This window comes from Rhizobium sp. ZX09, from assembly GCF_017357485.1.
In the GTDB taxonomy this organism is placed as follows: Bacteria; Pseudomonadota; Alphaproteobacteria; order Rhizobiales; family Rhizobiaceae; genus Agrobacterium; species Agrobacterium pusense.
The window spans coordinates 882,023-894,546 of record NZ_CP031363.1 but is presented as its reverse complement, the minus strand read 5'-3'; the positions used below and the strand labels follow the sequence as shown (position 1 = coordinate 894,546).

12 protein-coding genes are annotated in these 12,524 nt (G+C 59.2%); 3 read left to right on the top strand and 9 right to left on the bottom strand.

The window, feature by feature from the left end:
- Positions 1-543 (bottom strand): DUF2087 domain-containing protein, encoded by a 543-nt coding sequence (locus tag BTN45_RS04350; RefSeq protein WP_207589080.1) that lies wholly within the window; start codon positions 541-543, stop codon positions 1-3.
- 274 nt (positions 544-817) lie between these two features.
- Complete coding sequence (locus BTN45_RS04345) at positions 818-1,786, bottom strand: LysR family transcriptional regulator (RefSeq protein WP_207589078.1); 969 nt, start codon at positions 1,784-1,786, stop codon at positions 818-820.
- A 150-nt stretch (positions 1,787-1,936) separates the two neighbouring features.
- On the opposite strand from BTN45_RS04345, the gene BTN45_RS04340 reads away from it, so the two are divergent.
- On the top strand, positions 1,937-2,554 hold the full coding sequence (locus tag BTN45_RS04340; protein ID WP_006697949.1) for an FMN-dependent NADH-azoreductase: 618 nt from the start codon (positions 1,937-1,939) through the stop codon (positions 2,552-2,554).
- 190 nt (positions 2,555-2,744) lie between these two features.
- Here BTN45_RS04340 and BTN45_RS04335 read toward each other — a convergent pair whose 3' ends face one another.
- Together BTN45_RS04335 and ilvA are read right to left on the bottom strand one after the other, a co-directional pair.
- Complete coding sequence (locus BTN45_RS04335) at positions 2,745-3,056, bottom strand: HlyU family transcriptional regulator (RefSeq protein ID WP_004441218.1); 312 nt, start codon at positions 3,054-3,056, stop codon at positions 2,745-2,747.
- Between the two features lie 70 nt (positions 3,057-3,126).
- Complete coding sequence (gene ilvA, locus BTN45_RS04330) at positions 3,127-4,401, bottom strand: threonine ammonia-lyase (RefSeq protein WP_004441216.1); 1,275 nt, start codon at positions 4,399-4,401, stop codon at positions 3,127-3,129.
- 80 nt (positions 4,402-4,481) lie between these two features.
- On the opposite strand from ilvA, the gene BTN45_RS04325 reads away from it, so the two are divergent.
- The gene (locus BTN45_RS04325) at positions 4,482-5,939 is read left to right on the top strand and encodes a TrkH family potassium uptake protein (protein ID WP_004441214.1); all 1,458 of its coding nucleotides are present in this window, start codon (positions 4,482-4,484) and stop codon (positions 5,937-5,939) included.
- Positions 5,940-6,035: 96 nt separating this feature from the next.
- The gene (locus tag BTN45_RS04320) at positions 6,036-6,290 is read left to right on the top strand and encodes a heavy-metal-associated domain-containing protein (RefSeq protein ID WP_112765720.1); all 255 of its coding nucleotides are present in this window, start codon (positions 6,036-6,038) and stop codon (positions 6,288-6,290) included.
- A 390-nt stretch (positions 6,291-6,680) separates the two neighbouring features.
- Here the strand turns inward: BTN45_RS04320 and BTN45_RS04315 are convergent, their stop codons facing one another.
- The 5 genes from BTN45_RS04315 to BTN45_RS04295 form a co-directional block, all read right to left on the bottom strand.
- Entirely contained in the window at positions 6,681-8,174 is a 1,494-nt protein-coding gene (locus tag BTN45_RS04315) for an ABC transporter substrate-binding protein (RefSeq protein ID WP_207589076.1), read from the bottom strand.
- Between the two features lie 230 nt (positions 8,175-8,404).
- A complete protein-coding gene (locus BTN45_RS04310; RefSeq protein WP_207589074.1) occupies positions 8,405-9,415 on the bottom strand; it encodes an ABC transporter ATP-binding protein in 1,011 nt (336 codons plus the stop codon).
- An 11-nt stretch (positions 9,416-9,426) separates the two neighbouring features.
- Positions 9,427-10,494, bottom strand: coding sequence for an ABC transporter ATP-binding protein (locus tag BTN45_RS04305; RefSeq protein ID WP_037089019.1), 1,068 nt, complete (start codon positions 10,492-10,494; stop codon positions 9,427-9,429).
- A 139-nt stretch (positions 10,495-10,633) separates the two neighbouring features.
- A complete protein-coding gene (locus BTN45_RS04300; protein ID WP_022555995.1) occupies positions 10,634-11,533 on the bottom strand; it encodes an ABC transporter permease in 900 nt (299 codons plus the stop codon).
- The gene (locus BTN45_RS04295) at positions 11,523-12,467 is read right to left on the bottom strand and encodes an ABC transporter permease (protein WP_004441204.1); all 945 of its coding nucleotides are present in this window, start codon (positions 12,465-12,467) and stop codon (positions 11,523-11,525) included. Before BTN45_RS04295 ends, BTN45_RS04300 begins: the two co-directional genes overlap by 11 nt.
- Between the last annotated feature and the right edge of the window lie 57 nt (positions 12,468-12,524).

The window sequence follows — 12,524 nt, the reverse complement described above, 5'->3', positions numbered from 1 at the left end:
CTAGTCGCGCCCAGCCAACGCGCGTAACAGCATCGGCAGTTCCTGCGGCGGCTTCTGTTCGATACGCCGATAGTCGCTTCCGTCACGGTTACGGCGGATGAGTCTCAGGCCAACCATGTCGCGCCTCAGCATGGCCGCATCCCCGAACAGGTGCAGGCTATCCAGAAAGCTGCTGAATTCTCGCTCGGAAAAACTCTGCCCCGCGGGAATTTTTGCCCAGAGATACCAGAGGCACAGTTCCTGATGCGACCGGCGGGCCGGCCATTGCATCAGCCGGCCGGCGACATCAAAGACACGAACCGTCTTCAGCACCCTGCCCTCATTGACGGCTGGCAGCAGCTCTGACTTGGAAGGTCCGCTTTCTCCGGACGAGGCCCGGTCAGCGCGCAGATGCTGGAAATTTCGAAAACCGGCAGCCCGGCTCAGAAGATTGAGCATCTCCACATGGCTCGGCTGGCGGTCCAGCCTGCCGATCTGCTCGCGCACGGATTTAGCAAAGGTCGAGAGATCGGCGATATCAATGGAAAGGATCGAACGTGGCATGACTTACCCTCAAGTGCCATTCCGAAAAGGTGTCGCTGATCGCCGGCTTCCGACAAGGCACGGGATAAGTGCTGTCAAACCATACATATGCAGGTTTAGCTTCCCATGCGGGACGGCGATGCCTCGGTGAACTGCAGACCGTGATTAGGTATAGGCAGGCGATCCGCCCACGTCAATTGGTCTCTGCTGGCATAGCGCCGAGGTTGCCGCGCGTTTCCTCTCCCAGCCGGGGCGAAGAAGCAGGCCCGACCGGTCCACATATAATTAGCCAATATCACTCAGCGGCGACAGCAATGGTCCTCTGTTTGCTGGCAGCAAGCATACCGTTGAAATCCTTGTGGTTCGGGCAGGCGGACAGGCGCTGCTGAAAAGCCTCGGCGAGCCATTGCCCCGCCGGACCCGCAGGCGAATCGACCCGTCGCAGTGCAAACAGCGGATATTCCCCCTGCTCATAGGCCTCGAGTTCGAGCGCCTTGAGGCTGCCATTGGTAAGATCGTTGCGGACGATCGATGCGGGCAGACCGCCCCAGCCGAGACCGCCCTTGATGAGCTGGTATTTGGTGGCGATGTCGCTGACCCGCCATGTCTTGTAGGAGAGAACATTGAAATCGCGGCCCTTGGTCAGGCCGGAGGCATCGGTGACGACAAGCTGAACCTCCTCACGCACGTCGGCGAGAACCAGTGGGCGTTCGATCTGCGCCAGCGGGTGATCCGACGCGACGACCGGCAGCATGAAGGAATGGCCCACCTTTTCGACGACGAGCTCATCATCCTGGCGCAGCATCGCCCCGCCAATGCCGATGCCTGCCTTGCGGGAGAGCACCATGTCCATGACCATGCCCAGCTCGCCAACATTGAGAGTGAGGGCTACGGTTGGGAATTGCGTGCGAAAATCCCGCAGCACAGCCACCACGGCCTCCGCCGGCACCATGGTGCTGATAGCTACGGAAAGTTCCGCTTCCAGCCCCTGTTTCAGCCCCTTGGCGCGGGCACGCATTTCCTGCAGGCCAGCGACGATGCGCCTTGCATCCTCCAGCATGGCGCGCCCTTCGTCCGTCAGCTTCGGCTGGCGCACACCGTTGCGCTCAAAAAGCGTAACCTCAAGCTGCGCTTCGAGATTGGCGATGGTGTAACTGACCACCGACTGCGCACGATTGAGCGCTCGCGATGCGGCGGAAAAACTGCCGGTCTCGGCAACCGTCAAGAATACCTGCAATTGATCGAGCGTTGGGTTCGCGTCCATGTCCCATCCATTTCATCGATAGATTGCTTCCACATTATCACAGTTTTCTTGATGGCAGCAATTTTTCATATAGAGCGCAAAGGCAGGGCATCGTGCTCTCCCGCCCTCCCAAGGCGCCCGTCAATTCATCGAATATGCAAGGAAAAGACCATGTCCAACATTCTTCTCATCACTTCCAGCCCGCGCGGCGACGAATCGGTTTCGAACAAGTTCGCCGGTGAGCTCGCCAGCAAGCTGAAGGCCAAGTCGGCTTCCAACACCCTTGTCCACCGCGATCTCGCAGCTGACCCGATCCCGCATCTCGACACCGTCAAGACAGCCGCAATCCGCAAGGCACCCGATCAGCGCACGGCTGAAGAAGCGGTTGCAGCCGATTATTCCGACAAGCTCGTTGCAGAGCTTCTGGCCGCCGACACCGTCGTCATCGGCACCGGCCTCATCAACTTCAACATCTATTCCGGCCTGAAGTCGTGGATCGACAACGTCGCCCGCGCTGGCCAGACCTTCAAATACACCGAAACCGGCCCGGTCGGTCTCGCCACTGGCAAGAAGGTGTACATCGTCCTGGCGGCTGCCGGCGTTTACTCCGAAGGCCCGGCCGTTTCGATGAACCATGCCGTTCCCTATCTGAAGACCGTTCTCGGCTTCATGGGCATGACCGATGTGGAAGTGATCTACGTCGAGGGTCTGGCTTTCGGCCCCGAAGCAGTCGAAAAGGCTGTAGCGGCTGCCGAAGCCAAGGTGGAAGAACTGGCACAGGCCGCCTGAGGCATTCATTCAAAGGCAATCCCGGCATGACCGCCGGGTATTGACCGAACTCCGTACCGTAACGGCCGTGGACCCTGTCCCGGCCGTTATTCTTTGCCACGTAGGTCACGCAACTGATTCAGATAACAAAGCACAGAAATGCTGCCCGTCCCTGAAGGCCGTAGCGTTCAGGCACTCAATGCAGCCGTCATCATTTTCCCGGGAAGAGAGATGAGCCGTTCTGATCGATAATCAGCTTCGCCTTGCGGATGGTGAACTCCACCGCATCATCGAGGCTGGTGAAGACGTCGGCCCGCACGAATTCATGCACCAGCACCTCGTCACCGGCCTTTTTCTCAATACGGCCAGCCAGGCGGAACTGGCCACCTTCCTTGATCGGGGTCGCATAGATCAGATAGTCGCCATGCGCATGCGGTTCTGCCTGCGCCGTCTTCTGCGGGGCGTCGGAAGACGGCTGGCCGGAGCCGAAGGCCGAGAGGATTTTGGAAAAAAACGATGCCATGGCTTGCACTCCCTCAATTCGTGTCACGTTTGAAGGGCGGATGACACCCGCCCTTCCCTGCCTCTTCCGATCAGATGATCAGGTTTGACAGGATGTCATTTTCGGTGATGTCCTCATAACCGAGACCGGCCGCTTCGAAGCGCTCCAGCAGGCCGGCGAAGTTCTCCTTCGCGCTGGTTTCGATGCCGATAAGGATCGAGCCGAAGTTGCGGGCCGATTTCTTCAGATATTCGAAACGGGCGATATCATCATCCGGGCCAAGCAGGTTGAGGAAATCGCGAAGCGCACCGGGACGCTGCGGCAGGCGCAGGATGAAGTATTTCTTCACGCCCGTGTAACGCATGGCGCGCTCCTTCACATCCGGCAGGCGCTCGAAATCGAAATTGCCGCCGGAAACCACGGCGACGACCGTTTTGCCTTCCAGCTTTTCGCGGCCGAGCTTTTCCAGCGCGGCGATCGAGAGCGCGCCTGCGGGCTCCAGCACCACGCCTTCGAGATTCAGCATCTCGATGATCGTCACGCAGATAGCATTTTCCGGGATGAGCTGGACCTGATCGGCCGGGAAATCCTTCAGCGCCTTGAAGTTGAGGTCGCCGATGCGGGCGACGGCGGCGCCATCGACAAAATTATCGATCTTGTTCAGCGTCACCGGTTCGCCACGTTCGAGGCTTTTCTTCAGGCTCGGTGCGCCTTCCGGCTCGCAGAACACGAAGTTTTCCTTGCGGACCGTCCCGGCCAAAAATCCGGACAGGCCAGCCGAAAGACCACCACCGCCGACAGGCATCACGACGATGTCAGGCTTAGTGCCATCCGGGAGCTGGTCCATGATCTCGGCGGCAACCGTCGCCTGGCCCTCGATGATATCCTCATGGTCGAACGGCGGCACCATGTAGCCGTCATTGTCCTGCACGTGCTGGCGGGCAGCAGCGTAACACTGGTCGAATATATCGCCCACCAGACGGATGGAGATGAACTCGCCGCCGAAGATGCGGGTCTTTTCGATCTTCTGCTGCGGTGTGGTCACCGGCATGAACACAACGCCATGAACGCCGAAATGGCGGCAGGCGAAAGCAAAACCCTGGGCGTGGTTGCCAGCCGAAGCACAGACGAAAATCTTGCCCTTGCCGGCCTTGGCCACCGCCTTGCGCAGAAAATTGAATGCGCCTCTAATCTTGTAGGAACGAACCGGGGACAGATCCTCACGCTTCAGCCAAATCGACGCGCCATACCGACGGCTGAGATGTTCATTCAACTGCAGCGGCGTTTCCGGGAATATTTCCCGCACTTCCCGCCGCGCTGCTTCCACAAGCTGCTTGTCCACGATAGTCAATCCATTGAAATTCATAATGGCACCCGCTATGCCATAGGAAGGCGTCCGAGACAAAGACTCATTTCAGCGCGGCCACGAACTCCGGGTTTCATTTCTTGAACAGTAACCTTCTGCGCTCGGTCATATATGTAGCGTCCATCTTCGGGCTTTATCTCGCCACGGCCATGTTCCTGCCCGCACTGACGGATCTTTATTACGGCAATGACGACTGGATGGTATTCGCGCTTTCCGGCTTCATGTGTGGCGGGTTCGCGCTTGCCTGCGCGCTCGCCACGCGCGGGCCGATCGCTTCGTTCAACAAGCGTTTCGGCTTTTTGCTCGTCAACCTGCTCTGGCTGGTGTTTTCCATCGTCGGTGCAGTGCCGCTTTATCTGTCCGAACTCGGCCTGACGCCGGGCCAGGCGCTTTTCGAGTCCGTCTCCGCCATCACGACGACCGGATCCACCGCCATTTCGGGTCTCGACAATGCGCCGCAGGGTATTCTCCTGTGGCGGTCGCTGCTGTGCTGGCTCGGCGGCATCGGTATTGTCGCCCTCGGCCTCTTCATCCTGCCGCTGCTGCGCGTCGGCGGCATGACCTTCTTCCGCATGGAATCCTCCGACACCGGCAACGACCGCCCCTTCGCCCGGCTGGCAAGCTTCACCCGGGCTTTCGTGGCGATCTACATCGTCATGACGCTCGCCTGTACCATCGCTTATGATTTTGCCGGCATGTCGCATTTCGATGCGCTGAACCATGCCATGTCGACGGTTGCGACGGGCGGCTTCTCCACCCATGACGCGTCCTTCGCCTATTTCAACAATACGGCCCTGCTGTGGATCGCCACCATCTTCCTCATCTTCGGCAGCCTGCCGTTCTCGGTCATGATCCTGCTCGCCGTGCGGCGCCGGCTGGAGACGCTGCGCGACCCGCAGATCGCCGTCTTCCTCGGCTACCTCTGCGCGATCTCGGTTGCCGTTGGTGTCTACCACCATTTCAGGAACGGCGTGCCGCTGGATGATGCGCTCAGCCATTCCTTCTTCAACATGACTTCCATCCTGTCGACCGGCGGTTTTGCCAGCGATGACTACACGCTGTGGGGGCCCTTCGTCGTCGTCGTCGCCTTTTTCGCCACTTTCATGGGCGGCTGCTCGGGCTCGACGGCCGGCGGCATCAAGGCCTATCGTTTTCTCATCATCTTCAACGTGGCGCGGGCCGGGCTCAAGAAGCTGATCTATCCGAATGCCGTCTATTCCGTGCGCTACGGCCAGCAGGTGGTCGATCCGGAAACCATCCGCACCATCTTTCTCTTCATCAGCTGTTTCATCGCACTTTGGATTGCCGGCAGCCTGGCCATGAGCCTGATGGGCTATGATTTCCTCACCGCCACCTCGGCTGTGGCGACCTCGCTTGCCAATGTCGGCCCCGGCATCGGTCCGATCATCGGCCCGGCAGGCAATTTCTCCACGATCAGCGAACCGGCGCTCTATCTCCTGTCGATCCTGATGCTGCTGGGGCGTCTGGAAATCCTGACGGTTCTGGTGCTGCTGATGCCGATTTTCTGGAAGAGCTGAAATCACTGGCTTTGGGCGAATAAAGCGCTTGACCTTCCCACGTTGGAATAGTCCAGGCTCTCCCTGTTACGAATTCCCAATCACGGAGAACCGCCTATGTGCACCGCTCACCAGCATCACCCGGAAACCACTGCCGCACCCGTCAATGCCGACCTTTCTTTCCACGTTGAAGACATGACCTGCGGGCACTGCGCCGGTGTGATCAAGGGCGCGATCGAGAAGACCGTTCCCGGCGCTGCCGTATATGCCGATCCGGCAAGCCGCACAGTGGTGGTTGGCGGCATCTCCGATGCGACACGTATCGCAGAAATCATCACCGCGGCTGGATACACGCCGGAAGCACGCGCCTGATCAGACGAGATACCGGCGGCGCTTTCATACAGCCGCCGCCGGATCGCACTGCCTGCCCCGCTTCGCGCTGAATTGTGTGACGGGTTTGGACGGCATCCATCCCTCTCTCCTCCCGGACGGCAAACGCCCTCTCCCTTTCAATCAAGGGTGACGGAGGAGGTTTCCCCAGCTTAATGAATCGAATCCGCCCTCCTCCGTCGTTCCGGCCCTGAACCGGAATCCAGCTGACGTGCGTCTGTACGGCGGGAAGACTCCTTTAAGTCCAAGGACCTGGGCTGGCTGGATTCCGGCACAGGGCCGCAATGACGGCGGAGAGGTTCAGGGGCCTTCTCATAAAAGAGACCCGGCTCTTGCGAACCGGGCCACACCTCGTCAGCAATGTCACATTGGCTATTTCACCGCCAGATCCTTGGTCATGATGAAGTAGTTGATCGGATGCGGCTTGAAGTTCTCGACCTTGTCCGAATAGGCATCGAAAGCCGTCTCGTGGATGAGGTAGACGGTGACCGCTTCATCGTAAACCCTCTTCGCCGCCTCGGCATAGATGGCGTAACGCTTGGCCGGCTCGGCCACCGCATAGGCCGATTTGATCAGCTTGTCCGTCTCTTCGCTGCAATAATGCGAGATGTTGTAACCGCCTGTGCAGGTGTAGTCGGCGTTCAGGAAACCGATCGGCTCTGCAACGTCAGTGGCGTAACCGCGCGACAGAAGAACCATGTCGAAGTTGCCGGACAGGAGATCGGGCTCGATCGCTGTGTAATCGGCAACGCGAACGTCGACCTTGATGCCGATTTCCTGCAACTGGGCCTGGATAACGGCGGCAACATCCTTGAGTTCGGTTCTTTCCGTGTAGGCGAGAAGCGTCAACTTCAGGCTGCCGGGAGCAACTCCGGCCTCTTTCAGCAGAGCCTTTGCCTTCTCCAGGTCATAAGCGGGTGTGACGTCTTGCGGCGCCCACGGCTCACCCGGTGCGAAGGGCATCGTTGCGGGCTTTACCACGCCTTCATAGATGCTGTCCGCAATACCGGCGGTATCGATGGCAGCCCGGATCGCCTGCCGAACCTTGATATCCTTGAAAGGCGCCTTTGAATTATTGAGCAGCATTTCGGTGATCCGCGGCACGGTGATCGGCGCAACCTTGACGCCCTTGGCCGCTTCAACGGTCTTCACCGTCCAGGGCGGGATCATGCGCGAAATCTGCACTTCACCGCTTCTTATCTGGGTGGCGCGCGTATCGGCGTCCGGGATGAAGTTCACGCGGCCGCCCGAAAGCTTCGGCATACCGGCCCAATAGTCATGGTTTGCGGTCAGCTCCATATATTGGTTGGTATCGACCTTGGTAATCTTGAAGGGTCCGGTGCAGGTTCCGATCGGATCGACCTTGCCATCCTTATAGGCTGAAGGCGCGAGGATCGACGTTGCCGGACTTCCCATTTGCGCCGGCAGCAGCACCGATGGCTCGATGGTCGTGATCTTCACGATATCGTCACCATCGGCATCAACAGCGGCGATCAGCTTGGGCGAGAAGGCGCGCGCCGGAACAGGCGCTTTTAGAAGATTGGTGAGTGCATTGACCGCGGCTGCGGCATTGAGCGGCTCACCATTCTGGAATTTCACACCCTTGCGCAGCTTGAATTCCCAGACCTTCGGCGCGGTCTGCGTCCAGGATTCGGCAAGGCCAGGCTCCAGTGTCGCGTCATAACCGACACGAACCAGACTTTCGAAACATCCCGCCCGCGAGCCGAGATAGGCATCGTCGGAAGCCATCTGCCAGCCGGTCTTGACGCCGGTATAATCGTCATAGGTGATCGTTCCGGCTGTCGCCGCATGTGCCCCGAATGAGACAACAACGGCGCACGTCGCCAAAAGTGCGTGCTTCATCATAGAAGATTCCCCTTTTATTTTTGATGACAACGCTCACATCTCTTACATATTCTCGAAAATTCGCTTATTCCATAAAATTACAACAATAATACCCTATGGATATCTTTAGATTATCCATTCGAATATCATCTATTTTACGTTTTATACTCGGAATTTTATTCCGATATTAAGCTTCAAACACACAATTCATCTGTTTTTACAGCATCAGAGAACTGTAGCTGCGTCGTCCTTCAACCCAGTTCCTGCCAGCGGTGGCAACGCGCGAAATGCTCGCCGGAAACGCCTTCCAGAACGGGTTCTACCTCTCCGCATATTGCGGTCGCGTATTTGCAGCGCGTGTGGAATTTGCATCCGTCGGGAGGATTGAGAGGGCTCGGCAGATCACCGTCCAGGAGCATTTCCGGTGCATACAACCCCGTCTCGTCCAGCATCGACGATGCAATGAGGGCCTTGGTGTAGGGATGCGTCGGCGCCCGGAAAAGCTCTTCACGGTCAGCGATTTCAACGACGCGCCCGAGATACATTACCGCGATGCGATCGCACAGATAACGCACCACACGCAGGTCATGGGAAATCATCAGAACCGTCAAACCGTGGCGACGCTTCATGTCCATCAGGAGGTTCAGTATCTGCGTGCGCATGGAGGCGTCGAGCGCCGATGTCGGCTCATCGCAAACGAGGAAACTCGGATTGAGAAGAAGTGCGCGCCCTATGACGACGCGCTGCAATTGCCCGCCGGAACACTGGCTGGGATAACGATCGTAAAATGAGGCATCAAGACCGACCTCTTCCAGCATCCGGAAAACCCGCGTCGCGCGTTCCTCGCGAGAGCCGATGCCGTGCTGGGCAAGCGGTGCTTCCATGCTTTGCCCGATGCGCATACGGGGATCGAGTGCCGAATAGGGATCCTGAAACACCAGTTGCACGACCCGACGCATCCGCCGAAGCTCTTCGCCCTGGATTTGCAGTATATTATGATTACCGATGCTGACCTCGCCTTTCGTCGCGTTCGTCAGCCGCGTTATCAATCCGGCGACGGTGCTTTTGCCGCAGCCGGATTCGCCGACGAGGCCCAGAACCTCGCCTTCGCCGATCGTCAGCGACACGTCGTCAACGGATTTCACCACCCGGTGACCGAAGCCTGATATGGGGTAATATTTGCAAAGATTTTTGGCAATCACATAGGGTCGGCTGTCGCTGCCGACCGATGGCGTGGCCTGTTTCATCGTTGGCGATAACATCGTCACCTCCTTCAGCACATTGCGTGGCCAGCATGATCATGGTTGACCTGCTCGTCACCGACTGCCCAGCACCGGGCCTTGCGTCCTTCCGGCAGGGCATTCAGATTCGGTTCGGCTGCCATGCAGCGGCTGCCCATGCCGGCGGATTTGGCGAGCGAGCAGCGCGGGTGAAACCGGCAGCCGCAGGACATGTCGTGGGCCTGCGAACTGGAGCCGGGGATTGTCAGCAACTGCCCCTCGCCGTCAGTGGTCAGAAGCGAGCAGCTGATGAGCGCCTTGGTATAGGGATGCTGCGGCGCCTTGAGGATCGCCTGGGTGGGCCCTTCCTCCACGATGCGGCCGGCATACATGACCGCGATCCGGTCCGCGAATGCGGCGACAACCGAAAGATCATGGGTGATGAGCAGCGTGGCCAGCCGGCGCTTGCGGCGCTCGTCATCGAGCAGGCGCAATATCTGTGCCTGAACGGTGACATCGAGCGCTGTCGTCGGCTCGTCGGCGATCAGCAGTTGCGGATTGCCCGAGAGTGCTGCGGCGATCATGACACGTTGCGCCATGCCGCCGGAAAGTTCGTGCGCGAAGCATTGCGCCCGTGCAGACGGATCGGGAATACCGACATCGGACAGAAGGCCGACGACCCGATTGAGAGCGGCGTGCCGGCTCATCTTGCGATGGACCCATAGCGGTTCGGCAACCTGCGTCCTCACCCGGCTGGTGGGATCCAGCATGGCCTGTGGCTGCTGAAACAGCATGCCGATATCTGCGCCGCGCAACGCGTCGAGTTCGGCGGATGACAGGGCGAGAATATCACGCCCGGCAAAGGAAATTCGGCCGGAGTTGATTTCCGCACCCTGTGGCAGGAGCCGCATCAGCGATAGCGCCGTCATGCTCTTGCCGGATCCGGACTCGCCGACGAGAGCGACAACTTCCCCGGCATTGACGGAAAGCGTCAGCCCGGAGATGACGAATTTCCGGCCATGTTGCGCCGGCACCGAAACGTGCAGGTCCTCAATTTCCAGAAGCGGTGCGCATTCGGAAGACATGGCCGTGCTGGCATGCGTGTGTCCTTCGATATTCATAAGAGTTCCCCTTATTTTTATTGAATCGGAGGCATTTACGGATTTTCATGCGGCTTCAGACGATATTACTCTCCTTCATTGTCCGTGGCGTCATCTATGTTTGACGGCAGTCAAATCGACCATTGCCCCTTCGCGGGCGTCAATGACCGCTCGTTTTCTTGGTTTCAAGGTTGAGGCCATGGCCGATCCAGGTCACGCTGAGCGCCGCCAGGAAAATCGCCAGACCCGGTGCGATAACCAGAACGGGCATGCGTTCGGCGTAGGCCTGCGCATCGGACAGCATCAGCGCCCAGTCGGCGGCCGGCGGCTGTACGCCGAGCCCCAGAAATGACAGTCCGCCCACCGTGATCAGCTTGTGGCCGAACCGCAGGAACGCGACAGCGGCAATGGGCCAGATCGTGTTGGGAATAATATGCCGGAAGATGATGAAGCTCCGCGTACATCCAAGCACCTCTGCCGCGCGGATATATTCACGGGAATTGATCGAAAGCGTCAGTCCCCGTGCCAGCCGTGCGAAAGGCGTCCAGCCAACGATGGTCAGCGAGGCGATCAGCGTGCCGTATCCGGGCCCGAATATGGCGACGAGGAAAATTGCGATCACGACATCGGGTATGGCTATGAGCAGGTCCACGATGCGCATCAAAATCTGATCGACTATGCCGCGGCTGCGGCCGCTGACGATGCCGATCAAGGCTCCTATCACGACCGAGAGAATGACGGTGATCGCGGCGATGGTAACCGTGAAACGGCCGCCTATGAGCAGACGGCTGAGCACATCACGCCCCAGATGGTCCGTTCCGAGCCAATGGGCGGCGCTCGGCGCGTTCAGCCGCAGGCGAAGGTTCTGCTGCGCCGGATTATAAGGCGAAATCCACGGCGCAATGATGAGCAGCAGGATGATGGCGAGAAAGATCGCCGATCCCGCATAGAAGGTCCAGTGCCGCCGGCGAATGAAATCCGTGAACCGGTTGAGGGTCGAGGGACGTCTGGGCGCGGTCATCGTCATGGCGGCAGCCTGTGGAAAGTGACTAATGGTCATGGCGACCTCGCATTGCCGGATTGATCAGGACATAGAAGCTGTCGGCCAGGGTATTGATCAGGATGGAAAGCGCGACGATGCAGATGAAGCCGCCCTGCAGCATCGGGATGTCGCGGTTGACCACCGCATCGTAGAGAAGCCGACCCATTCCGGGGATGGCGAAGATCACCTCCACCACCACCGATCCGCCCAGCAGGCCCGCAAGCCACAGGGCAAAAAACGTGACTACCGGAAGCGAGCCGTTGCGGATGCCGTGCCGCATGACCGTGCCATGCATGCCCAGCCCGCGGCTGCGCGCCGCCGTGATATAAGGGGCGCGTAAAACTTCGGCCATCGCCGCGCGCGTCACCTGCGTGAAATAGGCGAGCGGTCGCAGGGTCAGCGTCAGCGCAGGAAGGACCAGCGAACGCCAGCTGTCCCATCCCGCGGAGGGCAGCCAGCCAAGATAGAGGGCAAAGACGAGCGCAGACATGGGCGCGAACCAGTATTCGGGCGTGGCGACGAAGGTCTGGATCATCAGCGTCGCGAAATTGTCCAGCCTTCCGCCGGGACGCATTGCGGCAAGCGTGCCGAGCGGCAGGGCAACGGCCACCGCTATTGCCAGCGCCGTCAGCGCCAGTGTCACCGACACGCCGAGGGAACGCAAAAGCTCACCGGCGACGGGTTGGCTGCTGGTGAAGGAGAAGCCAAGGTCACCGCGTAACGCGTTCGACAGCCAGGCGAAATATTGCACATAGAGCGGACGGTCGAGCCCGAGGCTGGTTCTCAGCGCTTCAACGGCGTGTGGATCAAGCGCCGTATCACGCATGCGCGAAAACAGGATGGTACGGGCCGGATCGCCACCGGCCATATAGGGCAAAAGAAACGCGATGACGGAAACGATCGCCAACATCAGGCACAGGATAAGGAAGCGCTGTAATATCTGTATCCACATGGCTGGTCTCCTTCACCGCATTGGCATTTTTACCGCAATCGACGACGTCCGCGATTG

What these genes read in the sequence shown, in the direction of transcription:
- BTN45_RS04320 (WP_112765720.1), top strand. Translation starts at nt 6,036, where the DNA reads ATGTGCACCGCTCACCAGCATCACCCGGAAACCACTGCCGCACCCGTC.
- BTN45_RS04350 (WP_207589080.1), bottom strand. Translation starts at nt 543, where the DNA reads ATGCCACGTTCGATCCTTTCCATTGATATCGCCGATCTCTCGACCTTT.
- BTN45_RS04345 (WP_207589078.1), bottom strand. Translation starts at nt 1,786, where the DNA reads ATGGACGCGAACCCAACGCTCGATCAATTGCAGGTATTCTTGACGGTT.
- BTN45_RS04305 (WP_037089019.1), bottom strand. Translation starts at nt 10,494, where the DNA reads ATGAATATCGAAGGACACACGCATGCCAGCACGGCCATGTCTTCCGAA.
- BTN45_RS04295 (WP_004441204.1), bottom strand. Translation starts at nt 12,467, where the DNA reads ATGTGGATACAGATATTACAGCGCTTCCTTATCCTGTGCCTGATGTTG.
- ilvA (WP_004441216.1), bottom strand. Translation starts at nt 4,401, where the DNA reads ATGAATTTCAATGGATTGACTATCGTGGACAAGCAGCTTGTGGAAGCA.
- BTN45_RS04310 (WP_207589074.1), bottom strand. Translation starts at nt 9,415, where the DNA reads ATGTTATCGCCAACGATGAAACAGGCCACGCCATCGGTCGGCAGCGAC.
- BTN45_RS04335 (WP_004441218.1), bottom strand. Translation starts at nt 3,056, where the DNA reads ATGGCATCGTTTTTTTCCAAAATCCTCTCGGCCTTCGGCTCCGGCCAG.
- BTN45_RS04300 (WP_022555995.1), bottom strand. Translation starts at nt 11,533, where the DNA reads ATGACCATTAGTCACTTTCCACAGGCTGCCGCCATGACGATGACCGCG.
- BTN45_RS04340 (WP_006697949.1), top strand. Translation starts at nt 1,937, where the DNA reads ATGTCCAACATTCTTCTCATCACTTCCAGCCCGCGCGGCGACGAATCG.
- BTN45_RS04315 (WP_207589076.1), bottom strand. Translation starts at nt 8,174, where the DNA reads ATGATGAAGCACGCACTTTTGGCGACGTGCGCCGTTGTTGTCTCATTC.